Annotated in this window: 21 protein-coding genes; 13 read left to right on the top strand and 8 right to left on the bottom strand. The window is 71.0% G+C overall.

The window, feature by feature from the left end; genetic code table 11:
• Positions 1-55: 55 nt before the first annotated feature.
• Together ACFYQ6_RS31510 and ACFYQ6_RS31505 are read right to left on the bottom strand one after the other, a co-directional pair.
• Positions 56-508 carry a MarR family transcriptional regulator gene (locus ACFYQ6_RS31510; RefSeq protein ID WP_361579793.1) on the bottom strand — a complete coding sequence of 151 codons (453 nt, stop codon included), beginning with the start codon at positions 506-508 and terminating at the stop codon, positions 56-58.
• Entirely contained in the window at positions 505-1,116 is a 612-nt protein-coding gene (locus ACFYQ6_RS31505; protein WP_361579791.1) for a DJ-1/PfpI family protein, read from the bottom strand. The genes ACFYQ6_RS31510 and ACFYQ6_RS31505 overlap by 4 nt, the downstream gene beginning before the upstream one ends.
• 171 nt (positions 1,117-1,287) lie before the next feature.
• Between ACFYQ6_RS31505 and ACFYQ6_RS31500 the strand changes: the two genes are divergently transcribed.
• The 3 genes from ACFYQ6_RS31500 to ACFYQ6_RS31490 all read left to right on the top strand — a co-directional run bounded on the left by ACFYQ6_RS31500 (position 1,288) and on the right by ACFYQ6_RS31490 (position 4,209).
• On the top strand, positions 1,288-2,661 hold the full coding sequence (locus ACFYQ6_RS31500; RefSeq protein ID WP_388766243.1) for an aspartate aminotransferase family protein: 1,374 nt from the start codon (positions 1,288-1,290) through the stop codon (positions 2,659-2,661).
• A gap of 89 nt (positions 2,662-2,750) precedes the next feature.
• Complete coding sequence (locus ACFYQ6_RS31495) at positions 2,751-3,467, top strand: GntR family transcriptional regulator (protein WP_388766241.1); 717 nt, start codon at positions 2,751-2,753, stop codon at positions 3,465-3,467.
• Positions 3,468-3,558: 91 nt separating this feature from the next.
• Entirely contained in the window at positions 3,559-4,209 is a 651-nt protein-coding gene (locus ACFYQ6_RS31490; RefSeq protein ID WP_356744288.1) for a hypothetical protein, read from the top strand.
• Positions 4,210-4,487: 278 nt separating this feature from the next.
• On the opposite strand, the gene ACFYQ6_RS31485 is transcribed toward ACFYQ6_RS31490, so the two are convergent.
• Complete coding sequence (locus ACFYQ6_RS31485) at positions 4,488-5,276, bottom strand: SLATT domain-containing protein (RefSeq protein ID WP_361579785.1); 789 nt, start codon at positions 5,274-5,276, stop codon at positions 4,488-4,490.
• 371 nt (positions 5,277-5,647) lie between these two features.
• On the opposite strand from ACFYQ6_RS31485, the gene ACFYQ6_RS31480 reads away from it, so the two are divergent.
• From ACFYQ6_RS31480 to ACFYQ6_RS31450, 7 genes are all read left to right on the top strand, one after another.
• A complete protein-coding gene (locus ACFYQ6_RS31480) occupies positions 5,648-5,986 on the top strand; it encodes a YbaB/EbfC family nucleoid-associated protein (RefSeq protein WP_356744554.1) in 339 nt (112 codons plus the stop codon).
• Between the two features lie 61 nt (positions 5,987-6,047).
• The gene (gene recR, locus ACFYQ6_RS31475) at positions 6,048-6,647 is read left to right on the top strand and encodes a recombination mediator RecR (protein ID WP_073750344.1); all 600 of its coding nucleotides are present in this window, start codon (positions 6,048-6,050) and stop codon (positions 6,645-6,647) included.
• An 83-nt stretch (positions 6,648-6,730) separates the two neighbouring features.
• On the top strand, positions 6,731-7,390 hold the full coding sequence (locus ACFYQ6_RS31470) for a DUF5063 domain-containing protein (protein WP_361579782.1): 660 nt from the start codon (positions 6,731-6,733) through the stop codon (positions 7,388-7,390).
• A gap of 363 nt (positions 7,391-7,753) precedes the next feature.
• Complete coding sequence (locus ACFYQ6_RS31465) at positions 7,754-9,025, top strand: aspartate kinase (RefSeq protein WP_361579781.1); 1,272 nt, start codon at positions 7,754-7,756, stop codon at positions 9,023-9,025.
• Complete coding sequence (locus ACFYQ6_RS31460; protein ID WP_388766237.1) at positions 9,022-10,086, top strand: aspartate-semialdehyde dehydrogenase; 1,065 nt, start codon at positions 9,022-9,024, stop codon at positions 10,084-10,086. Before ACFYQ6_RS31465 ends, ACFYQ6_RS31460 begins: the two co-directional genes overlap by 4 nt.
• 359 nt (positions 10,087-10,445) lie before the next feature.
• Positions 10,446-11,021, top strand: a complete 576-nt coding sequence (locus tag ACFYQ6_RS31455; RefSeq protein ID WP_361579876.1) for a SigE family RNA polymerase sigma factor — start codon at positions 10,446-10,448, stop codon at positions 11,019-11,021.
• Positions 11,018-12,301 (top strand): hypothetical protein, encoded by a 1,284-nt coding sequence (locus ACFYQ6_RS31450; protein WP_361579778.1) that lies wholly within the window; start codon positions 11,018-11,020, stop codon positions 12,299-12,301. The genes ACFYQ6_RS31455 and ACFYQ6_RS31450 overlap by 4 nt, the downstream gene beginning before the upstream one ends.
• Positions 12,302-12,935: 634 nt before the next feature.
• On the opposite strand, the gene ACFYQ6_RS31445 is transcribed toward ACFYQ6_RS31450, so the two are convergent.
• Complete coding sequence (locus ACFYQ6_RS31445; RefSeq protein ID WP_361579776.1) at positions 12,936-13,718, bottom strand: SURF1 family protein; 783 nt, start codon at positions 13,716-13,718, stop codon at positions 12,936-12,938.
• Between the two features lie 62 nt (positions 13,719-13,780).
• Positions 13,781-15,640: a prolyl oligopeptidase family serine peptidase gene (locus ACFYQ6_RS31440; RefSeq protein ID WP_361579774.1), complete on the bottom strand. Its 1,860-nt coding sequence runs from the start codon at positions 15,638-15,640 to the stop codon at positions 13,781-13,783.
• A 90-nt stretch (positions 15,641-15,730) separates the two neighbouring features.
• Between ACFYQ6_RS31440 and ACFYQ6_RS31435 the strand changes: the two genes are divergently transcribed.
• On the top strand, positions 15,731-16,567 hold the full coding sequence (locus ACFYQ6_RS31435) for a class I SAM-dependent methyltransferase (RefSeq protein WP_361579772.1): 837 nt from the start codon (positions 15,731-15,733) through the stop codon (positions 16,565-16,567).
• A 50-nt stretch (positions 16,568-16,617) separates the two neighbouring features.
• Positions 16,618-17,037, top strand: coding sequence for a nuclear transport factor 2 family protein (locus tag ACFYQ6_RS31430; protein ID WP_361579770.1), 420 nt, complete (start codon positions 16,618-16,620; stop codon positions 17,035-17,037).
• A 148-nt stretch (positions 17,038-17,185) separates the two neighbouring features.
• Here the strand turns inward: ACFYQ6_RS31430 and ACFYQ6_RS31425 are convergent, their stop codons facing one another.
• Positions 17,186-17,980 carry an SGNH/GDSL hydrolase family protein gene (locus ACFYQ6_RS31425; protein ID WP_388766233.1) on the bottom strand — a complete coding sequence of 265 codons (795 nt, stop codon included), beginning with the start codon at positions 17,978-17,980 and terminating at the stop codon, positions 17,186-17,188.
• 412 nt (positions 17,981-18,392) lie between these two features.
• Entirely contained in the window at positions 18,393-20,303 is a 1,911-nt protein-coding gene (gene htpG, locus ACFYQ6_RS31420) for a molecular chaperone HtpG (RefSeq protein WP_361579766.1), read from the bottom strand.
• Positions 20,304-20,493: 190 nt separating this feature from the next.
• Here htpG and ACFYQ6_RS31415 point away from each other — a divergent pair, with 190 nt between their 5' ends.
• Positions 20,494-21,735 carry a damage-control phosphatase ARMT1 family protein gene (locus ACFYQ6_RS31415; protein ID WP_361579763.1) on the top strand — a complete coding sequence of 414 codons (1,242 nt, stop codon included), beginning with the start codon at positions 20,494-20,496 and terminating at the stop codon, positions 21,733-21,735.
• Here the strand turns inward: ACFYQ6_RS31415 and ACFYQ6_RS31410 are convergent.
• Positions 21,710-22,363, bottom strand: a complete 654-nt coding sequence (locus ACFYQ6_RS31410) for a helix-turn-helix domain-containing protein (RefSeq protein WP_361579761.1) — start codon at positions 22,361-22,363, stop codon at positions 21,710-21,712. The genes ACFYQ6_RS31415 and ACFYQ6_RS31410 overlap by 26 nt on opposite strands.
• Positions 22,364-22,466: the final 103 nt, after the last annotated feature.

The raw sequence follows: 22,466 nt of genomic DNA, 5'->3' as shown, positions 1-22,466 counted from the left end.
GGCGGGCGCGGCGGGTCCGGCGGCGGCGGGTGCGCGCCGGACAGCCGCGGTGGTCTCACCGGCGGTCCGAAGCCACCGAGTCCATCGCCACGGAGAGCCGCTCCAGCACCCGGACGGTCTCCGCGAACCGCTCCTCGCCCAGCTCCTCGGCCAGCCGGGCGGCGAACGCCGCGTGACCCGGGTCGATCCGGGCCACGGCGGCGCGCCCCTCCTCGGTGGGGCGCAGGAGTTTGGCCCGCCGGTGCGCCGGGTTCTCCAGGTACTCCGCGAGGCCCCTGCCGACCAGCAGATCCGCGATCCGCTGCACGCTCTGCCTGGTGATCCCCATCGCGCGGGCGATCCCCGACACAGGGAGCGGCTCGGCCAGGACGGCGCCGAGCACCTGCCACCACGCCGCCGTGAGACCGGCGGGCTTCGCCAGCTCCTCCGCGAGGGAGAGGAACTGACCGTTGAGCCGGAACACCCCGAGGGCCGTCCGGCTGAGGTGGTCCTGGTCGTCCGCGCTCACGCCTGGAGCTCCTCGTAGGCGCTCGCGTCGGAGTCGTGGAAGAGGCGGTACCAGGCGTCGAGCTTCTTCGGCTCGTACACCCCGAGCAGTCCGAGGATCTCCCGGGCGAACGCCACCGGTTCGGTCGGCCCCGCCGTGACGAGGGCGCCGCGTGCGGGCCCGCCGGGATCCGTGACCGCGTCGGCCTCCGTGTAGTGCGGCGCACCCGCGTAGCCCGTGGCCGCCAGGTAGAAGGACACCGCGCTCGTGTGGGCGCGGTCGTCGAGCAGGCCTTCGCGGGCCAGGCCCGCGGTCGCCCCGCAGATGGCCGCCACGGGCACACCGGCGTCCAGGAAGGAGCGCGCCGCGCGGGCGAAGGGGGCGAGGGTGTCGCCCGTGTCCCAGAGGGACGCGCCGGTGAGGATGAGCAGCCCGCTGTCGGCGGGATCCAGCTCGTCGAGCGCCAGATCCGGCTGGACGCGCATCCCGCCCATGGTGGTGACGGGCGCGGTGGTGGGGCCGACGGTGCGCACGGTGTGGCCGTTCTGGGTGAGGTGCGCCGTGGCGAAGCCCGGCTCCCAGTCGGCGAAGGTGTCGTAGACGGCCAGGTGAACGGTCGTACCGGTCATGATGACCTCCGGATTCGGAACGGGCCTTATGACAGAAGGCTGTCATGTTGGCAGCATCCTGTCAAGGTGTGCGGGGGGTCGGCCGGGACCCGACACCCTGCCGAGCCCAGCGCCGAAGGCCATACACAGTGGCCATGGAGGCCGGGCCGCGCCGCCGCCTACGCTCGCCGCATGACCCCCGATGCCTCTCGCGCCCCGTACGTCGACTCCGCGGCGGGTGCGGCCGTGAAAGCCGCCGACCGCGCTCACGTGTTCCACTCCTGGTCAGCCCAGGGCCTCATCGACCCGCTCGCCGTCGCCGGCGCCGAGGGGGCCTACTTCTGGGACTACGACGGCAACCGCTACCTGGACTTCACCAGCGGTCTCGTCTTCACCAACATCGGCTACCAGCACCCCACCGTCGTCGCCGCCATCCAGGAGCAGGCGGGCAAGCTCGCCACGTTCGCCCCCGCCTTCGCCGTCGAGGCGCGGTCCGAGGCCGCCCGCCTCATCGCCGAACGCACCCCCGGCGACCTGGACAAGATCTTCTTCACCAACGGCGGTGCCGAGGCCGTGGAGAACGCCGTCCGGATGGCGAGGCTGCACACAGGCCGGCCGAAGGTGCTGTCCGCCTACCGCTCGTACCACGGTGCCACCGCCACCGCGATCAACCTCACGGGCGACCCGCGCCGCTGGGCGTCCGACAGCGGCGCCGCCGGGGTCGTCCGCTTCTGGGCGCCGTTCCTCTACCGCTCACCGTTCCACGCGCGGACCGAGGCGGAGGAGTGCGCCCGCGCCCTCCAGCACCTGGAGGACACGCTCGTCTTCGAGGGCCCGGCGACCGTCGCCGCGGTCGTCCTGGAGACCATCCCGGGCACGGCGGGCATCATGACGCCGCCGCCCGGCTATCTCGCGGGCGTCCGCGAGCTCTGCGACCGCTACGGCATCGTCTTCGTCCTGGACGAGGTCATGGCCGGGTTCGGGCGCACCGGGTCGTGGTTCGCCGCCGGCCACTACGACGTCGTACCGGACCTGATGACCTTCGCCAAGGGCGTCAACTCCGGCTACGTGCCGCTCGGCGGTGTCGCCATCAGCGCCGAGATCGCGGCCACCTTCGACACCCGCCCCTACCCCGGCGGCCTGACCTACTCCGGGCATCCGCTGGCCTGTGCGGCGGCCGTCGCCACCATCGGTGTCATGGAGGAGGAGAAGACCGTCGAGAGCGCCGCGCAGCTCGGCGAGCGCGTGCTCGGCCCCGGTCTCAGGGAGCTCGCCGAACGCCACCCGTCCGTCGGCGAGGTCCGCGGGCTCGGCGCGTTCTGGGCGCTGGAGCTGGTCCGTGACAGGGAGACACGTGAGCCCCTGGTCCCGTACAACGCGACCGGCGAGGCCAACGCCCCCATGGCGGCCTTCGGCGCGGCCTGCAAGCGGAACGGCCTCTGGCCCTTCATCAACATGAACCGCACCCACGTCGTCCCGGCCTGCAACATCACCGAGGCCGAGGCGAAGGAGGGCCTGGCGGCCCTGGACGTGGCCCTGTCCGTCGCCGACGAGCACACCGTGTAGAGGGCACCTGGTGTGACGCCCTCCCCCGTGCCCGGAAGCGGGCATGGCTCTGGCTTAGGGTGACCCGGAGCCGAGAAGGGGAGGGCGTCATGGGTGCGAGCGGAGGTGTGACCCGCAGCACGCTGCGGCAGCAGATCGCCGACGCACTGCGTGACGAGGTGCTGGCGGGGCGTCTGCAGCCACGGGTGGAGTTCACCGTCAAACAGATCGCCGAGCAGTACGGGGTGTCCGCGACGCCCGTCCGGGAAGCGCTGTTCGACCTCTCGGCGCAGGGACTGCTCGAATCCGACCAGCACCGCGGCTTCCGGGTCCGCGAGTTCTCCGTCGCCGACTACCGGTCGATGGTGGAGGCGCGTGCTCTGGTCATAGACGGCGTGTTCCGCGGGATCTTCGACGGCACCGGCTCGGCGCCCGCCGTGATCGGCGCCCACCGGGCGGCCCTCGTCTCCGTACGGCGCCGGGCGGAGGAGGCCGCGCGTGCGGCGCGCTGCGGCGACCTCGACATCCTCATCGGGTACGACCTGCGGTTCTGGCGGGAGCTCGGGGCGGTCGTCGGCAACGTCTACATCACCGACTTCCTGCAGCGGCTGCGGATGCAGGCGTGGGCCTTCGCCGTGCCGTACCTGCGCGGCGACGCCGACGTGACCGACTGGCTGTGGAACGGCCACCAGGAGCTGGTGGAGGCGATCGAGGCCGTCGACGGCCCCGCCGTGCGCGCGGTGCTGGACGCCTACTACGCACACGGGCTGAACTGGGCGGACCGGCTTGCCGCCGGAAACCTGCCGCACCCGGGCCACGGCGGCTGACCGTACGTCCTGCCCGCGGCCTGTGCGCGGGGTCCAGGTCGCATTACGCTGTCCCGACCACCTTCACGAACCCGTTGGAGAGCGAGACTTCGTGGCCTGTGACCTGTGGCTGGTCCCCCTCGTCGATGTGCTGTGCCACAGCCCCGACAATCCGTTCGCCGAAGAGATCGCCGTCTACGACAAGGCGTTGACCGAGGCGGGGCTCCCGCCGGTGCCCGTCTACGCCTACATGCCCGGCCTCACCGGGGACGTCGCCCCGGTCGCCGGGTTCGACTACGACGCGCTGCACTTCCTGCGCCGCGCCTACCTGCTGACCCTGAGCGGACTCGCCGTGGCCCCCGTCGACGAACTGGGCGGGGACTACGAGCAGTTGCTGGAGATGTTCGAGCAGAGCGCGCAGGAGTCGCACCTGGTCTGGCACTACGACCACGCCGGGGCGTACGTCCCGGTGGACTTCCCCCATCCGCTCTCCGGCGACCAGCTCCTGGAGGGCGGAGGGCCGCTGGGCTCGGCGCACGGCCTGCTGCGCGAGCTGGAGTTCGTCGCGCCGTCCATCGGGATCGACCCCGCCAACCCGCCGGCGGCCCCGCTCCCGCCCGCTGGTCCCACCTCGCTGGAGGAGCCGGCCGCCCCGGCCCCGTACGACGACCATCCGTTCGCCAGGGAGCGGCACGTCTGGCTCGGCCTGCACGCGGCGGCGACCCGCAGCCTCGCGCAGGGCTCGATGATCATCTTCAGCTGAGGGCGACGGTGGCGGTGGCGGTGGCCGAGTCGACCGCCACCGCCACGGCCGCGCCCGCCATGTCTGCGGCTGCGGAGACGGGGCGCGACGGGGCCGCGTGTGCCCTCGCCCGCGGCGTGGCCGGAAACCAGGCGCCACGGCCGCGCCCGCCACGTCTGCGGCTGCGGAGACCGGGCGCGACAGGGCCGCGTGTGCCCTCGCCCGCGGCGTGGCCGGAGGCCGGAAGCGAGGTCCGTAGCCGGGACCGGAGGCCGTGCGGCGCGGCGGCAGGGCGCAGGTCAGCGCGGCGGCTCCGGTGGCCGTTGGCGCGGCATGTTCGGCCGGGTCACCGACGGCATGGTGAGCCGTCCGGGGGCGGAGTTGTGCTCCGGGCGGCCGCCCGGGCCGCCCGAGACCAGCGACTGCATCCCCATGGGCGCGGGCCCGGCGCGGAACTCCACCATCCAGTCCGCCGTCTCCATCCGGACGAGCTCGGTGATGTCCTCCGAGAACCGGCGCAGCACCCCCAGGCACCGCTCCGCGGCCTCGCTGGCGGTGCCCTCGGTCGGCCCGAGCATCTCCCGTACGCACTCCGACGCCCAGTCGAACTGCAGCACCTGAAGGCGCCGCTGCACGGCCTGCGCCGTCGCGAGATTCCTTATCCAGCCGGATGTCAGCCCGAAATAGCGGTCGCACGCCATGCACGCGGCGCCCAGCAGCAGTGACAGATAGCCCCAGCCGGCCGACCCGTGCAGCTCCCCGGTCAGGTCGAGCAGCGGGAGGGCGGCGCCCGCGACCACTCCGGCCGCGGTGCCGAAGCGGAGCAGCCTGGCCGTGCGCCGTTTGCGGACCCGGTCCCGCAGATACCAGTCGGCGGTCCCCAGGGCACCCGCCTCGACCCAGCGGTAGAGCTCGTCGAGCCGTTCCGCGGGCTCACCCCAGTCGCCGAGGGGGAAGGCGCGGCCGGTCAGGTCCCGGGGGCCCGGACCGTGGCGTGAAACGGATCGCCCGGTTCCGGTACCTGCACCGGATCCCGCGCCGGACTCCTTGCGGGGCGGCCCTTCGGGCTGCATCTCCGGCTGACTCACCGGGGCACTCCTCTGCACTCTGGGTCCGGCGCGTATCGGCGCGTATCGACGCGGGATCGGCACGGTTGTCGGTCACGGGAGGGACGGGTCCCCGGCATATGACCGGAGCCCACCCGTGTAACTCTGCGTTACCTTGGGTGTGCGTACGGGTACGGCTACGCATGCTCTTCCTACCGCCGAATGGTGGGCCATGGGGTCGAAATCGCGGGATTCCCGGGTGTCCACGGCCTCTGGTCAGGTATAGGAGCACGCCAGGTGCTTTTCAGATCTCACCCGAAAGAGTTGGTCCCCGGCGGGTGGGGCACCGGGTCCGGCGAGCACGTAGGCTCGGCATACCGAAACAATCCGTTGTCGAAATGCCAGGAGTGACCGTGATTCCCGGTGGTGGCCAGCCCAACATGCAGCAGCTGCTCCAGCAGGCCCAGAAGATGCAGCAGGAACTCGCCGCGGCTCAGGAGGAGCTGGCCAGGACCGAGGTCGAGGGACAGGCGGGCGGTGGTCTGGTGAAGGCCACCGTGACCGGGTCCGGAGAGCTTCGCGCCCTGGTCATCGACCCGGGGGCCGTGGACCCGGAGGACACCGAGACGCTGGCCGATCTCGTCGTCGCGGCGGTCCAGGCGGCCAACGAGAACGCGCAGCAGCTCCAGCAGCAGAAGCTGGGCCCGCTGGCCCAAGGCCTCGGCGGCGGGATGCCGGGCCTCCCGTTCTGACCCCTGTGGCTACCCGGACGTACCGGCTACGGTACGAGCAGGAAAAAGGAAAGGCGTTCCGTTGTACGAAGGCGTGGTTCAGGAGCTCATCGACGAGCTGGGCAGGCTGCCCGGCGTCGGTCCCAAGAGCGCGCAGCGGATCGCCTTCCACGTCCTGCAGGCCGAGCCCACCGACGTACGCCGTCTGGCCCACGCCCTCCTCGAGGTGAAGGACAAGGTCCGCTTCTGCGAGGTCTGTGGGAACGTCGCGCAGCAGGAGCAGTGCGGCATCTGCCGTGACGCGCGCCGCGACCGCACGGTCATCTGCGTGGTCGAGGAGCCGAAGGACGTCGTCGCGATCGAGCGGACCCGTGAGTTCCGCGGCCGGTACCACGTGCTGGGCGGCGCGATCAGCCCGATCGAGGGCGTCGGGCCCGATGATCTGCGCATCAGGGAGCTGCTGGCCCGGCTCGCGGACGGTTCCATCACGGAGCTGATCCTGGCGACGGACCCCAACCTCGAGGGCGAGGCCACCGCGACGTACCTCGCCCGGATGGTCAAGCCGATGGGCCTGCGGGTCACACGGCTGGCCAGCGGGCTGCCGGTCGGAGGTGACCTGGAGTACGCGGACGAGGTCACGCTCGGCCGCGCCTTCGAGGGGAGGCGGCTGCTCGATGTGTGACCGGGCGTCTGACTGCGGCTTTATGTGCGACGGCGCTATGTTCTACACACCGTTCGCGACCGTGCCCACGGGAGGTCTCCTCGATGTCTGACGCCACGCTGAACTCCGTCACGCAGGATCCGGACGACTTCGCCGTCCAGATCGCGGACCAGATCAAGACGTTCATCGTCGCGGTCACCGAGGTGTCCAAGGCCGAGGAGCCCGAAGAGGCGGTCCCGGTCCTGCTCCTCCAGGTCTCCCAGCTGCTGCTCGCCGGCGGCAGACTCGGCGCGTACGAGGACATCCTCCCGGACGAGCGCTACGAACCGGACCTGGGCCCCGAGCCGGACGCCGACGGGCTCCGTGAGCGCTTCGCGGACCTCCTGGAGCCCATCGACGTCTACTCCGAGGTCTTCGACCCGTACGAGCCCCGCAAGGCCCCCGTGCCGCACCGCATCTCCGACGACCTGGCCGACCTGGTCACGGACCTCGGTCACGGTCTCGCGCACTACGAGGCGGACCGCACGGCGGAGGCCATGTGGTGGTGGCAGTTCTCGTACTTCTCCAACTGGGGCTCCACCGCCTCGGCGGCGCTTCGCGCCCTGCAGTCCCTGATCGCCCACATCCGGCTGAACCAGCCGCTCCAGGAGCTCGACGGCCTGGACACGGACCAGGACCCGGGAGACGGGGACCTGGCCGAGGAGGCGGGCCGTGTGATGGCGGAGGAGATCGCGGGCCCGCTGGGCCTGCGGCCGGTCCTGTAGTTCCTGAGTCGCCGGCGGGGCCTGCGGTCGGCCTGCCCGTTTCCGGGGCGCCGGCGGGGCCTCGGTCGGCCTGCCCGTTTCCGGGGCGCCGGCGGGGCCTCGGCCGGTTCCAGGTCCCCGCGGCGCCCGCTGGCTCTCTGCCCGCTGGCCCGCGCTGTCCGCTGGGCTGCTCTGTCCGCTGTGTCCTGGGACACAAAAGGCGTGCGGGGAGAGCGAGTGGGGCAGCAGCCCGGTACGAGCAGTTCGGTGCGACACGCCGTACCGGGTGGTGGGCGGGACATCTCACCATATGGTATCGACGGGTCGATTCCGGGCTGCTCGTTAGACTGAGCCGACCGCACCATTATTGAGCGAGGAGCGCACGTGGGCCTTGTCGTGCAGAAGTACGGAGGCTCCTCCGTAGCCGATGCCGAAGGCATCAAGCGTGTTGCCAAGCGAGTCGTCGACGCCAAGAAGAACGGCAACCAGGTGGTTGTCGTGGTGTCCGCGATGGGCGACACGACGGACGAGTTGATCGATCTCGCCGAGCAGGTATCCCCGATGCCTGCCGGGCGTGAATTCGACATGCTGCTGACCGCCGGAGAGCGGATCTCCATGGCTCTGCTGGCGATGGCGATCAAAAACCTGGGTCACGAGGCCCAGTCCTTCACGGGCAGCCAGGCCGGTGTCATCACCGACTCGGTCCACAACAAAGCGCGCATCATCGATGTCACGCCGGGCCGCATCCGGACCTCCATCGACGAGGGCAACATCGCCATCGTCGCCGGGTTCCAGGGTGTGAGCCAGGAGGGCAAGAACATCACGACCCTCGGCCGCGGCGGGTCGGACACGACCGCCGTCGCGCTGGCCGCGGCGCTGGACGCCGAGGTCTGTGAGATCTACACCGATGTGGACGGTGTCTTCACCGCCGACCCCCGGGTCGTGAAGAAGGCCCAGAAGATCGACTGGATCTCCTTCGAGGACATGCTGGAGCTGGCGGCGTCCGGTTCCAAGGTGCTGCTGCACCGCTGCGTCGAGTACGCACGCCGTTACAACATTCCGATCCACGTCCGCTCGTCCTTCTCCGGACTGCGCGGCACCTGGGTCAGCAACGAACCGCAAGGGGACCAGCAGGTGGAGCACGCCATCATCTCCGGAGTCGCCCACGACGTCTCCGAGGCCAAGGTCACGGTCGTCGGCGTGCCCGACAAGCCGGGCGAGGCCGCGGCGATCTTCCGCACCATCGCGGACGCCGAGATCAACATGGACATGGTGGTCCAGAACGTCTCCGCCGCCTCCACGGGTCTGACGGACATCACGTTCACCCTGCCCAAGGCGGAGGGCCGCAAGGCCATCGACGCCCTGGAGCGCAACCGGGCCGGCATCGGCTTCGAGTCGCTCCGCTACGACGACCAGATCGCCAAGATCTCCCTCGTCGGCGCGGGCATGAAGACCAACCCAGGCGTCACCGCGGGCTTCTTCGAGGCGCTCTCCGACGTCGGCGTGAACATCGAGCTCATCTCGACGTCCGAGATCCGCATCTCGGTGGTCACCCGTGTCGACGACGTCAACGAGGCCGTGCGCGCCGTGCACACCGCCTTCGGCCTCGACAGCGACTCCGACGAGGCCGTCGTCTACGGGGGCACCGGCCGATGACCGGACGCCGCCCTTCGCTCGCGGTCGTCGGCGCGACCGGGGTGATCGGCGGCGTCATGCTCCAGATCCTCTCGCAGCACGAGGACGTCTGGGGCGAGGTCAGACTGATCGCCTCCCCGCGGGCGGCCGGCACCAAGCTGGTCGTACGCGGAGAGGAGACCGAGGTCCTCCCGCTCACCGAGGACGTGTTCGACGGGGTGGACGTGGCCCTGTTCCTGGTGCCGGACGAGGTGTCCGCCCAGTGGGCGCCGGTCGCCGCGGCCCGGGGCGCCGTGGTCGTGGACGACTCGGCCGCCTTCCGGCTGGACGACGACGTTCCCCTCGTCGTCCCCGAGATCAACTCCCATGCCGCGCGGCTGAGGCCCCGCGGCATCGTCGCGTCCCCGCACTGCACGACGCTCTCGCTGATCGTCGCGGTGGGCGCGCTGCATGCCGAATTCGGCCTGCGGGAACTCATCGTCTCCTCCTACCAGGCCGTGAGCAGCGCGGGCCGGGGCGGTGTCTCCGCGCTCCGTGACCAGCTCGCACTGGTCGCGGGCACCGAGCTGGGTACCCGCCCCGGGGACGTGCGCCGGGCGCTGGGCGAAGGGGACGAGAGTCCCTTCGCGGCTCCGGTCGCGTTGAACGTGGTGCCGTGGGCCGGGACCGACGCCGGGGACGGCTGGTCGTCCGAGGAGCTGGCGATCCGCGCGGAGTGCCGCAAGGTCCTGGGGCTGCCCGGCCTCAAGGTGACCGCGACCTGCGTGTACGTGCCCGTCGTGGCGACCCACTCCATGTCCGTGCACGCCCGCTTCGAGAACGAGGTGGCCGTGGACCGCGCGCACGAGATCCTCGCGACCGCTCCGGGTGTGGTGCTGTTCGACGATCCGGCGGCCGGCGACTTCCCGACGCCCTCCGACGTCGTGGGCACCGACCCGACCTGGGTGGGGCGGGTGAGGCAGTCGATGGACGATCCGCACGCCGTCGAGATGTTCATCTGCGGAGATAATCTCCGAAAAGGCGCAGCCCTCAACGTGGCCCAGATCGCCGAGTCGGTGGCCGGGGAATTCACCCGGGCCTGATCGAATCTCTTTTGTAGGATCTGTGTGCGCCCTGTGGGTAATTCGATGGTCTGAACCTCTTGAGCTGGGGCGTTGTCTTGTCCGACGATGATCTTCTGGCCCTCTGCAACCGCTGGCCGATTGCGGCGCGTCTATGTCGTCACTTCTTGCGTGGCCGGCCGCGTTTTCGGGGCATTTGTGGAAGAGCAGGTACGAATGAGGGCGTGTCGCACAGCATCGAACGAGGTGCCGTACGCGTACAACCCTGACGGGGGGCAGCGTGTCCAACTGGCGTGGCAGAGGTTCTCGACATCACAGTGGTGGGCCCGTTGCGAGGCGCTTCGGTGCGTCCGCTCCGGAGGCCCCGCGCACCCGGCGGTATGCCGGTGATCGCGCCCATGCCCGCTGCGCGCCCCACCCGGCTGCCTTCGCAGCGCGAGGGCGCTGAAGAGACCGTGGCGGCAGGAACCACGGTCGACCACCTCACCGAGACCTACCGGGCGCACTACCGTTCGCTGTTGGGCCTCGCGGCCCTCCTGCTGGACGACACCGCATCCTGCGAGGACGTGGTGCAGGAGGCGTTCATCCGGGTCCACTCGGCCCGCAACCGGGTGCGCGACCCGGAGAAGACACTCGCGTATCTCCGCCAGACGGTGGTCAACCTCTCCCGCTCCGCGCTGCGTCGGCGCATCCTCGGCCTGAAGCTGCTCTCCAAGCCGATGCCCGACATGGCGAGTGCGGAGGAGGGCGCGTACGACCAGCTGGAGCGGGACGCGCTGATCAAGGCGATGAAGGGGCTCCAGCGCCGCCAGCGCGAGGTGCTGGTCCTGCGCTATTTCTCGGACATGACGGAGTCGCAGGTCGCCGAGACGCTGGGCATATCGCTCGGCTCGGTGAAGGCGTACGGCTCCCGGGGCATTGCGGCACTGCGCGTCGTGATGGAGGCGCAGGCATGAGCAGGCCCGAGCACACGCACGACGATGACCGGACTGGAAACGGAATTGTGAACCACGGGCCGGAGGACATGCCGAACACCGATTCCGAGCAGGACGGTGAACGTAAGCAGGGCGAGGGCGCGCCCGACGGTGCGGAAGCGGCCTCAAGGGCCGGCACCCCGGGGCGGGGTGCCGGAGGCGGCGGCACGCTGACCGAGCTCTTCGGGGGCGCCTCGGGCGGTGGCGGCGCCTCCGGCGGCGGTACCGGTGGTGTCTCCGGCGGCGGTGACGGCGAGGACCTGGACGAGGTCGCGCTGCGCCGCTTGCTGCAGGGCGCGGTCATGGGACTGGAGCCTTCGGACGGCACCCTCGACCATCTGCACCGCGCGGTACCCGCCCGGCGGGCGCGGCGACGTCAGGGCATCGTGGGGGCGGCGGCCGCGGCGCTGCTGATCGGTACGGCGGTCCCCGCCTTCGTCCACGTGGCGAACTCGGACGGCTCGGCCACCGCCAGCCCCGCCATCGCGGGCCACGGCCAGCAGGCCCAGGGCGGCAGCGGCGAGGACGCGGGCGCCGAGTCCGAGGGCGGCAGGACCGCGGGCCCGGCGGACAGCCGGAACGCGGGCGGCGAGGGCGCGGCCGGAGACTCCGTGGCCCCGTCGCAGGGGGTGGACCCGGATGCCGAGGGCGGTGCGGGCGACGCCGAAGGCGACGACCCGGGCGCCGCGGCGGCCGCCACCGCGGCCTGCGATCCCGGCCAGCTCGGGGTCGCCTCGGCCGACACGGGCGCGGCGGGCGCCGACGGAACGGTGTACGGCACCTTCAGGATCGCCAACGTGTCGGGCGACGTCTGCTCGGTGACCAGCAACGGCACGGTCAGCTTCCACACGGCGGGCGCGGCGGACCCGGGGAAGATCACCGTGGTGCAGCACGTCGCGGGCGACCCCGCGAGCGCGCTGCCCGATCCCTCGCTGGAACCCGGCACGGTTCTGCTGAAGCCGGCGATGGCCTACGAGGTGCGCTTCGCCTGGGTTCCCTCGGACACGTGCCCGACCACCGGAGGTTCGCCCAGCCCGACGCCGACGGACGGCGGCGGGGGCGGGGGCGGGGGCGACGGTTCGGGGACCGGCACCGGAACGACGGACGCGGCACCCCAGTTCGGCAGCGCGGACGAGGGCCCGGCGGACGGCAGCGTCGCGGTCACGCACACCCCGGAGTCGGGCGCGCCGACCGCCGAGACCACGATCTCCAACGCCTGTGCCGGCACCATCTACCGCACAGGCGTGCTGGAAGCCACGTAGCTGGACCGCGGACCCGTCGGCGGGCATCTCCGCCGGCGGAGTGTCCCCGCTGACAGCGAGCCTCTACCGGTGGGGCGTCCTCGCTGACAGCGAGCTTCACCGGAGGGGCGGCCCCGCCGGCTGCGAGCTCCACCGGTGAGGGCTCCTGCCGGCGGGAGCTCCTGCCGGGGCACCCAGGTCTCCTCGGCACCGCCCCTCCGGTCGCTACCGGTCGCTACAGGTCCGGGTCTACGCGCCAGATGCTCCCGCGCCCGGCGGGATCCAGTTCGGCATTCCGGCGCCGGGGCGTACCCGGTACCAGCCCGTCGTTGGCTTCGGCCCGAACGGCCCGAACGGCCCGAACGGCCCGAACGGCCCGAACGGCCCGAACGGCCCGAGGGATTCGTGGGCAGCGTGGGAACGCGGGCGCCGTTGCGGGGCGCGCCGCCGCGGACGTCCGTGAGCCGATCCGTAGGCCGGTGCCCGTGAGTCGGGCCCCGGTGAGCCGTTGCCCGGCAGCCGGCTTTCCCCAGCCGTCGCCCGTCAGCCGGTTCTACTCAGCCGGTGTGCATCAGCCGGTTCTACTCAGCCGGTGTGCGTCAGCCGGTCTCACTCAGCCGGTGTGCGTCAGCCGGTCTCACTCAGCCGGTGTGCGTCAGTCGGCGTCCGCCGCCAGGCCCAGCTGTATGTCGCGCGCGGCTTCCGCCTCGCGGCGCATCAGCCGGAACCACATGAAGAGCACGAAGCCGCCGAAGACGAACCACTCGCCGGTGTAGCCGAGGTTCTGGAAGGCCTTCAGGTCGAGCCCGCTGCCCTGCGCCGCCGCGGCGGGTACGGGCAGCATCCCGCCGTCGTCCGCCGCGCCCGCGCCCGGCTCGGGCAGGGTCACCCAGGCGTCGTACACGTCGTACGGGACGAGGTTGACCAGGGACGCCGCGCTGATCATGCCGAGCTGGCCCTCGGGCAGCCCCCCGCTGAGGTCGACCCCGCTGGTGCCGGTGTTCTCGGACGCCTGCAGATCACCCGTCACGGTGACCTCGCCGGTCGGCGCCGGAGGAACCTCGGCCTTGCCCGGGGAACCGGGCAGCCAGCCGCGTACGACGGGCAGTGCCTTGCCGCTGTCGGTGCGCAGCAGATCCAGCACGTAGAAGCCGCTGCGGTCGTCCAGCGTGCGCCCGGGGACCAGGAACTGATCGGCGTACGTCCCCGTCGCCACTGCGGGACGGCCGGAGGTCTCCGTGCTCACCGGCAGCAGCTCGTCGAGCGGCTTCGCGGGGCGGGTGCCCGGATCGGGCCGGTTCTCGGCCTGCTCGTGCGTCTCCACGCGGTCCTCGAAGCGGCCGAGCTGCCAGGTGCCCATGAACACGCAGAACGGGATGGCCAGCACGACGAAGAGGTTGATCCCCCACCACCGCGGGGTCAGCAGGAACCGGTACACCCCTCCACGGTACGGTTCCCCGCTCCGGGCCGGTGGAGCGGGGTGCACCATTTATCCGGTCCTTATGCCCTCGGCGCCCCTTCCTCCGCGCTCCCTCCGCCTTGTGCGGCACCCAGGTGCCGCAGCGTGAAGTCCAGCTCCAGGCGCACCTGTTTGATGCGCTCCTCCACGACGAGGGAGCCGTGCCCCGCGTCGTAGCGGTACACCTCGTGGACGGCGCCACGGGCCGCGAGGCGGTCCACGTAGTTCTCCACCTGCCGGATGGGGCAGCGCGGGTCGTTGACGCCGGCCGAGATGTACACCGGGGCGCGCACGGCGTCCACGTACGTCAGGGGCGAGGAGGCCTCGAAGCGCTCGGGCACCTCCTCCGGCGTCCCGCCGAGCAACGTGCGGTCCATCGCCTTCAGGGCCTCCATCTCGTCGTGGTAAGCCGTGACGTAGTCGGCGACGGGGACGGCCGCCAGCCCCAGCGCCCAGGCGTCCGGCTGCGTACCGAGCCCGAGCAGGGTCAGATAGCCGCCCCACGAGCCACCGGCCAGCACCAGCCGCTCAGGATCGGCGAGCCCTGACTTCACCGCCCAGTCCCGGACCGCCGCGATGTCCTCCAGCTCGATCAGGCCGACCCGGTGCTTCAGCGCGTCCGTCCAGGCGCGGCCGTAACCCGTGGAGCCGCGGTAGTTGACCCGCACGACGGCGAACCCGTGGTCCACCCAGGCGGCGGGGCCGGAGGCGAAGGCGTCGCTGTCGTGCCAGGTGGGCCCGCCGTGTATCTCGAAGACCGTGGGGAACGGTCCGTCCCCCGTGGCCGGTGTCTGGACCAGGGCGTGGATGCGGCCGCCCGGACCCTCCACCCACGCGTCCCGCACCGGCACCGAGGCCGGAGCCTTCGCCCCCGGCGGGTCGAGGACGACGGCACCCGACGTGGACCGCACGGCGGGCGGCTGCGCGGCGGACGACCACAGATACTCCACCGTGCCGTCAGGGCGGGCCGTGGCCCCCGACACGGTCCCGGCGGGGGTCTCCACCCGCACCGGCTCCGCCGCTCCCGGCTCGTACCGCCACAGCTCGCTGCGGGCCTCGAAGCTGTGCTCGATCAGCAGCGCGGAGCCGTCCGGATACCACTCGGCGCCCGTGTCGCCCGGGAGATCGATCGGCAGGTCCGTCTGCGTGCCGGTCACCGGGTCCCAGATCATCGGCTCCCAGCGTCCGCGGCGCTGGTGCCCGACCAGGAGCCGGGTGTCACCCGCCACCGGTGCGAAGCCCAGCACCGACAGGCCCAGCTCCTTCGTGCCGCCCTCGGTGTCGTCCAGCTCGGCGACCGTGGAGCCGTCGGGGCGCACCACGCGCAGCGCGGAGTGCATGGCGTCTCCGTGCTCGGTGTGCTCCAGGGCGATCAAGGTCCCGTCGTGCGAGAGGTCGCCGACTCCGGCGGACTCCCGGTGCCGGTATATCTCGACGGGCTCCGCCCCGGCCCGCACCAGATACACCGTCGTGCCGTCCTCGTCCGTCGACCGGCCGACCACCGCCGTGCCGTCCCGGCCGATCGCGAGACCCGCCGGGTAGGAGGCTTCGAGCCCGGGCGTGGCGGGCTCGTCCGCCCCGCCCTCGAACGGCTGCCGCATCCATACGCCGAACTCGTCGCCGTCGGTGTCGGAGAACCACCAGACGGCCTTGCCGTCCGGCGTCAGCACGCCGTCGGTCGTGCCGTTGGGCCGGTCCGTCACCTGACGCTGCTCACCGGTCTCGCGGTCCCAGGCGTACAGCTCGTACGTGCCGGTGGCGTTGGAGACGAAGAGTGCGCGGTCGGGAGCGTCCTCCGCCCAGTCGGGCAGGGACACCCGGGGGGCACGGAAGCGCTGCTCCCACTGCGGCGGCTCCTGCTCCTGCTCGGATACGGACGCGTCGTTCTGTGTGTCGCTCATGACCCCATCCAACCCGATCTGGCCACACTGCCGGGCGCCCTGTGGATAACTGTTCGCACGCACCCCCGGCCTGTGGGTAACTTTCCCGGCATGTACGCACCGACGCCCGACGACTGGCACGAGATCAACCGCGCACGCTGGGACGAGCGGGTGCCCATCCACGCGGGAGGCGACTTCTACGACCTGGACGCCTTCCTGGCCGGCCAGGACGCCCTGCGCGACTTCGAGCTCTCGGAGGTCGGTGACGTGACGGGCCGGACACTGCTGCACCTGCAGTGCCACATCGGCGTCGACACCCTCTCGTGGGCACGCCACGGCGCGGCGCAGGTGGTGGGCCTCGACTTCTCCGAGCCGGCCGTCGAGACCGCGCGTGGCCTGGCCCGGTCGCTGGGCCTGCCGCAGGAGCGGGCCGCCTTCGTCACGGCCGATGTCCACGACGCGGCCCAGGCCGTGCCCGACTCCGCGTACGACATCGTCTACACCGGGCTCGGAGCGTTGAACTGGCTGCCGGACGTGGGGCGTTGGGCGGAGACAGCCGCCTCCCTCGTCGCCCCCGGCGGATTCCTCTACCTCGCGGAGTTCCACCCGCTGACCGACTGCATGGACGACGCGAACGGCTCCACGGTCACGTACGACTACTTCAGCCGTGACGCCTGGGTGCAGGAGTCGCCGGGCACCTACGCCGACCTCGACGCCGTCACCGTCCACAACGGCAGCGTCGAGTGGCAGCATCCGGTGGGCGAGGTGGTCTCGGCACTCGCGGCGGCGGGACTGCGGATCGAGTTCCTCCACGAGCACGACGCCTCGCTCTTCCCGCGGTACCCGGTGCTGGAGCGGCATCCGGACGGGTACTACCGCTTCCCCGCGGGCCGCCCGCGCATCCCGATGATGTACTCGATCAAGGCATCGCGGCCGGTCAGCGGCTGACCGGAATCGTCCGCCGCACGATTGTCAGTGGGGCCGGTCACACTCGGGTCATGACTGAGACGACCGGCGAGGGCGGTACGGCGTGGGGATCCAGGGCGGCACGGGCGACGGTGGAGGCCTACTGGGCCGCGGCGAACGCCCGCGACTGGGGCGCCTTCGCCGCCACGCTCACCGACGACGTGGTGTACGACCTGCCGCAGAGCCGTGAGCGCGTCATCGGCAAGGAGCGGTACGTCAGGTTCAGCCGCGCGGGTTCGGAAGACCGGCACGTCCGGATCGAGCGGATCGTCGCGGACGGAGAGGGCGGAGGAGCCGCCGCCCGGACCACGGTCCTGGCCGGCCCGCAGGAGCTGTCCGCGGTGCACTTCTTCAGGTTCGACGCGGGAGGGCGGATCACCGGAGTGACGGACGTCTGGCCGGAGCGCTACGAACCCCCGGCGGACCGGGAGCATCTGACCGAGCGGTACTGACCGACAACACGGACCGGAGCCCACGATCCGGTGGCTCACGGCCGTCCCGCGCTCCGAGGCGCTCGCGGAACGTCGAACGGGTGCGCGGCGGTATCCCGGGCGAACCCGGGATACCGCCGCGTCCCTCGAGCGGTCTGCTCTACGCGCGTTACACCGCAGAGCGGAAAGCGGGCAGATAGCCGTTCGACTGCCCGATCGCCTTCGGGTGGTAGGAGTTGGTGATCGGGATGGACACGCTGTGGATCCACGCGTCACCCGAGCAGAGCTCGTGCCCGGTGAACTCGTCCACCACGCTGGAGAAGGTGAACCCCGCATTGGCCGCCCGCTTGGCGAGCACCCCGTTCAGCACGTCCGACGCGTTGTTGATCGCGCCCCGCTCGGTCTCGGTGAGTCCGGCGATGCACGTACCCGCCAGCTTGTAGAACTTCGGGTAGCCCAGGACCACCACATGGGCCTGCGAGGCACGTGAGCGGATCCCCGAGTAGAGGGAGTCGAGGCGGCCCGGCAGCGTGCTCTGCATCTGCGAGACCGCCGTGTTCACCCGGCTCACGCAGGTGGCCTCGCTCTGCAGGACGCACGTCTGCATGACGTCCGCGAAGCCGACGTCGTTGCCGCCCGCCGTCACGCTGACGAGGGTGGTCGACGAACTGAGCGCGCTCAGCTGGCCGCTGGACACCGAGCTCGTCGTCGCCCCGGAGCAGGCGACGAACTTGAACGAGGACGGCGCGTTCGCGTTGCTCCAGAGGTAGGGATAGGCGTTGGTGCTGCGCTTGCAGTCACCGCTCTCGGATGTGTAGCTCCCGGCGCCGACTCCGGAGGAGTAGGAGTCACCGAGAGCGACGTAGTTGGCGCCCGCGGCGGATGCGGGCTGCGCGAGGCCGAGGGCGGCCACGGCAGTGATCGCCAGGGTGCAGAGGGATGCCCGGAACGTTCGTACTGACATGGCTGCCAGCCCTTCGAAATGTGGGGGACGAGTGGGGAGTTCGTGGGGCGAGCACGTTTGTAGCAGCTTCCGGTACTCGGCGGTAATGCCCCCGGGGAAAGTCGTCTGATATGCCCGAAGGATCGTTCGGTAGTCCATGCTCCGCGCGTAGATAAACCTGCAACGGGCCCTCGAAATGGTGAAGTTACGGAGCCGCCCGACACCCTGGGCGACGCCCCCGGGCCACCTCCGGCAGGTGCCTCCCGCCCGAACACGGCCGCCCCCAGCCCTCTCCCGGGCGCTCCCGCACGGCACACGGGCCCAGCACATGGGACGGCACACGGGCCCAGCACATGGGACGGCACACGGGCACGGCACACGGAAGAGGCCGCCAGGAATCCTGGCGGCCTCGTCCGTGTGCGTGTCGGTCAGGCTAGAGCGTGCGCTCCAGCCGGTCGGCCATCAGCCTGCTGAAGCGTGAGGGGTCGCTCAGCTCGCCGCCGTCGGAGAGGAGGGCCAGCCCGTGGACGAGCTCGGCCGTCTCGGCCAGCTCGGCGGTGGCATCCTGCTCGCCGGCGGCCGCATGCGCCTTCCGTAGGCCGCTGATCAGCGCGTGCGAGGGGTTGAGTTCGAGGATGCGCTTGACGTGCGGCACCTCCTGGCCCATCGCGCGGTACATGTTCTCCAGCGCGGGCGTGACGTCGTGCGTGTCGGACACGATGCAGGCCGGTGAGACGGTCAGCCGCGAGGAGAGCCGCACCTCCTTCACGTGCTCACCGAGCTGCTCCGTCATCCAGGTCAGCAGGCCGGCGTACTCCTGCTGCTGCTTCTCACGCTCGGCCTCGACCTCCTTCTTCTCCTCGTCGGTGTCCAGGTCGACCTCGCCCTTGGCGATGGACTGCAGCTGCTTGCCGTCGAACTCCGGCACGGACTGGACCCAGACCTCGTCGACGGGGTCGGTCAGCAGCAGGACCTCGAAGCCCTTGGCCCGGAACGCCTCCATGTGGGGCGAGCTCTCCATGGCGGCACGCGATTCGCCCGTCATGTAGAAAATCTGCTCCTGCCCCTCCTTCATCCGCTCCACGTACGAGCGCAGGGTGGTCAGTCCCTCCTCGTCCTGGGTCGAGGCGAACGAGCAGATCTCCAGGATCGCGTCACGGTTCTCGAAGTCCTGGAGCAGTCCTTCCTTGAGGACGCGTCCGAATTCCTTCCAGAACGTCCCGTACTTCTCCGCGTCGGAGGACCTCATGTCCTTCACCGTCGAAAGGACCTTCTTGACCAGACGGCGGCGCATCATCTCGATCTGGCGGTCCTGCTGCAGGATTTCGCGCGACACGTTGAGCGAAAGGTCCTGCGCGTCCACTACGCCCTTCACGAAGCGCAGATATGTCGGCATGAGCGCTTCGCAGTCGTCCATGATGAATACGCGCTTCACGTAGAGCTGAACACCGCGCTTGTGGTCCTGCATGAAGAGGTCCTGCGGCGCGTGCGACGGCAGGAAGAGCAGGGCCTGGTATTCGAAGGTGCCCTCCGCCTGCATGCGGATGGTCTCGAGCGGCTCGGTCCAGTCGTGGCTGATGTGCTTGTAGAGCTCGCTGTACTCCTCGGGCGTGACGGAGTCCTTCGACCGGGCCCACAGCGCCTTCATCGAGTTGACCGTCTCGGTCCCGGGGTCGGCGCCCTCCTCGCTCGTCGTCGCGGCCATGCGGATGGGCCAGGTGATGAAGTCCGAGTAACGCTTGACGATCTCCCTGAGCTTCCAGGGCGAGGTGTAGTCGAAGAGCTTGTCCTCGGTGTCCTCCGGCTTGAGCCGCAGGGTGACCGACGTGCCCTGCGGGGCGTCGTCGACGGTCTCGACGGTGTAGGTGCCCTCGCCGTCGGACTGCCAGCGCGTCCCCGTCTCCTCGCCCGCGCGCCGCGTCAGCAGAGTGACCTCGTCGGCGACCATGAAGCTCGAATAGAACCCGACACCGAACTGGCCGATGAGCTCCTCCGAGGCCGCCGAGTCCTTGGCCTCCCGCAATTCCTGGACGAACTTCGCCGTACCGGAATGCGCGATGGTACCGATCAGCTCCACGACCTCGTCGTGTGTCATTCCGATGCCGTTGTCGCGCACGGTCAGAGTGCGCGTCTCCTGGTCGGCCTCGATCGCGATGTGCAGGTCGGACGAGTCCACGTCCAGCCGGTCGTCTCGGAGCGTTTCGAGCCGCAGTTTGTCCAGTGCGTCCGAAGAATTGGAAATGAGCTCGCGCAGGAACACATCCTTGTTCGAGTAGATCGAATGGATCATCATCTGCAGGAGCTGACGCGCTTCTACCTGGAACTCGAATGTCTCGGCCGGCATAGGTACGGATTCCCTTTCCTGGGGTGGGTCGTCTGAGCCGGTACATATCGTAACCAGGCCCCGTGCCGCCCATGTGCCCTTCCGTCCGGGCCCGTTGGCCGTACGCCCGGCCCCGGAGCAGGGGCCGGCCGCCCCCTCCGGCCGCCCCCTCCGACGGGCGCCGGCCGCGCGGCCGGGCAGACTGGGGCACATGCGCGAGACACGAGCGGCTGCGGCTACCACGAACGATGCCGGACCACCGGTGATCACGGGCAGGGAGCCCGGCAGCTTCGCCCGGGGTGTGCTGGCCGAGCGCCATCCCGCACTGATCGAGCAGGTGCGCGAAGCCTTCCCGTACGGTCCCCGTCAGCTGAGGGCGCTGGACGCCCTGCTGCACGAGATCGTCCACGGCGTCGTGGAGCCGCTCGACCCCACGAGCCCGGACAGTGAGCTCTGGGCGGCGCGCGGCCGGGAGTACGTCGGACGGCCGTGGTTCGAGGCCCCGTTCCTCTGGTCCGAGAGCTACTTCTACCGCAGACTCCTGGGCGCCGTCGGGTACTTCGACGAGGGGGCCTGGCAGGGCGTCGACCCGTTCGGTCCTTTCAAGCGGGCCGAACTCGTGGGCGGCACGGTGGACGAGGAGCTCCGCTCGCTCGACGATCTCGCCGGAGCCCCCGCGCACGAGCGCGCGACGGCCCTCCTCCTCGCCTCGCTCTGGGGCAATCGCGCCGATCTCGGCTTCCGCGGCCCGGCGGGCGAGGCCGCTCCGGGCGAGGCCGATCCCCGTCTGGTCGCCGACGACAGCGCGATCCTGTGGTCGCTGCTGCCGCCCGGGGCGCCGGCGACCGTCGCCGTCGTCGCCGACAACACCGGACGCGAGCTGATCCCCGACCTGGTCCTCGTCGACCATCTGCTGGAGCACGGCCACGCGCAGCGGGTCGTGCTGTACGTCAAGCCCAGCCCTTACTACGTCTCCGACGCGATGACCGCCGACGTCGTCGACTGCCTGCGGCGGCTGTCCGGCGCTCCGGGGGAGGCGGGGCGGATCGGCGGGCGGATCCACCGGTCCATGGGTGCGGGCCGCGTCGAGGTGCGTACCCACGCGTTCTTCTGCGCCCCGTACCCGTACGAGCGGATGCCCGCGGACCTGCGCGCCGAGTTCTCCGCCGCGACGCTGACGGTCCTGAAGGGCGACCTCAACTACCGTCGGCTGGTGGGTGACCGGCTCTGGCCCGCGACGACGCCGTTCGCCGAACTCACCTCGTACTTCCCGGGGGCCGTCGCCGCGCTGCGCACGCTGAAGTCCGACGTCGCCGCCGGCCTGGATCCGCGGACCCTGGAGCGCCTGGAGCGGTCCGGGCGCGCCTGGCGCACCAGTGGCACGCACGCCCTGATCCAGGTGCGCGCGCGGTCCGCCGGGCCGGAGCTCAGCGTGCCACCCCGTGCCGGGTGACGAGGTCGTGCCAGCCCTGCTCCAGCCGTTCGACGGGCATGCCGCGTTCGCAGGTCAGGTGGTGGACGAGGGTGGCGTCGATGGAACCGAGAAGGGTGTGCGCGATCAGCTCGCGCTCGCCCTCCACGTGCGCCTCGCGCAGCAGCATGGCGACATGGCTGAGCCGCAGGCGGTACGCGGGCACGGTGTAGCCCCGGAGGGGGTCGGTGCGGGAGGCCAGGATCAGCTCGTGGTGATCGAGTTCGTGGCGCATCACCGCCGGCCCGAAGGCGTGCAGCCGCTCCGCGGCGGCGGCGCCGGGGCCCACCGGGGGTGGTCCGGAGAGGAAGGCGGCCTGCAGGAGTGTTTCGCGGTGGTCCAGGAGCGCGATGAGCAGGCCGGTGCGGTCCTTGAAGCGCCGGAAGACGGTGCCCTTGCCCACCCCTGCGGCGGCGGCCACCGATTCCATGGTGAGCTTCGCCGCTCCGCAGTGGGCCAGGAGGCGGGACGCCGCGTCGAGCAGGAGCGCACGGTTGCGTGCCGCGTCCGCCCGCAGCTGCTCGGGTTCGCCGACGGCGGCGAGCGGGAGGTTCGCCCGCACCTCACCGATGTCGGGCGGCCCAGGCAGCGGGGGAAGGGGAGCGGTCATGGCTTCAGGGTAACGCTGGAACAGCAGAAGTGGACCAGGGTCCGTTTAGGTGGTACAACATTAAACGGACCCTGGTCCGCTTACTTCTGCAGTCTCCGTCTCC

The sequence above is a fragment of the Streptomyces sp. NPDC005494 genome, from assembly GCF_042872025.1.
GTDB lineage: Bacteria > Actinomycetota > Actinomycetes > Streptomycetales > Streptomycetaceae > Streptomyces.
The sequence above is the reverse complement of the archived record's forward strand: the minus strand, read 5'-3'. Positions and strand labels throughout refer to the sequence as shown.

Bases quoted from the DNA above. Each gene is read 5' to 3' on its own strand.
- ACFYQ6_RS31505 (WP_361579791.1), bottom strand. From the start codon at position 1,116: ATGACCGGTACGACCGTTCACCTGGCCGTCTACGACACCTTCGCCGAC.
- ACFYQ6_RS31500 (WP_388766243.1), top strand. From the start codon at position 1,288: ATGACCCCCGATGCCTCTCGCGCCCCGTACGTCGACTCCGCGGCGGGT.
- ACFYQ6_RS31495 (WP_388766241.1), top strand. From the start codon at position 2,751: ATGGGTGCGAGCGGAGGTGTGACCCGCAGCACGCTGCGGCAGCAGATC.
- ACFYQ6_RS31470 (WP_361579782.1), top strand. From the start codon at position 6,731: ATGTCTGACGCCACGCTGAACTCCGTCACGCAGGATCCGGACGACTTC.
- ACFYQ6_RS31460 (WP_388766237.1), top strand. From the start codon at position 9,022: ATGACCGGACGCCGCCCTTCGCTCGCGGTCGTCGGCGCGACCGGGGTG.
- ACFYQ6_RS31455 (WP_361579876.1), top strand. From the start codon at position 10,446: ATGCCGGTGATCGCGCCCATGCCCGCTGCGCGCCCCACCCGGCTGCCT.
- ACFYQ6_RS31450 (WP_361579778.1), top strand. From the start codon at position 11,018: ATGAGCAGGCCCGAGCACACGCACGACGATGACCGGACTGGAAACGGA.
- ACFYQ6_RS31440 (WP_361579774.1), bottom strand. From the start codon at position 15,640: ATGAGCGACACACAGAACGACGCGTCCGTATCCGAGCAGGAGCAGGAG.
- ACFYQ6_RS31435 (WP_361579772.1), top strand. From the start codon at position 15,731: ATGTACGCACCGACGCCCGACGACTGGCACGAGATCAACCGCGCACGC.
- ACFYQ6_RS31430 (WP_361579770.1), top strand. From the start codon at position 16,618: ATGACTGAGACGACCGGCGAGGGCGGTACGGCGTGGGGATCCAGGGCG.
- ACFYQ6_RS31425 (WP_388766233.1), bottom strand. From the start codon at position 17,980: ATGTCAGTACGAACGTTCCGGGCATCCCTCTGCACCCTGGCGATCACT.
- htpG (WP_361579766.1), bottom strand. From the start codon at position 20,303: ATGCCGGCCGAGACATTCGAGTTCCAGGTAGAAGCGCGTCAGCTCCTG.
- ACFYQ6_RS31415 (WP_361579763.1), top strand. From the start codon at position 20,494: ATGCGCGAGACACGAGCGGCTGCGGCTACCACGAACGATGCCGGACCA.
- ACFYQ6_RS31410 (WP_361579761.1), bottom strand. From the start codon at position 22,363: ATGACCGCTCCCCTTCCCCCGCTGCCTGGGCCGCCCGACATCGGTGAG.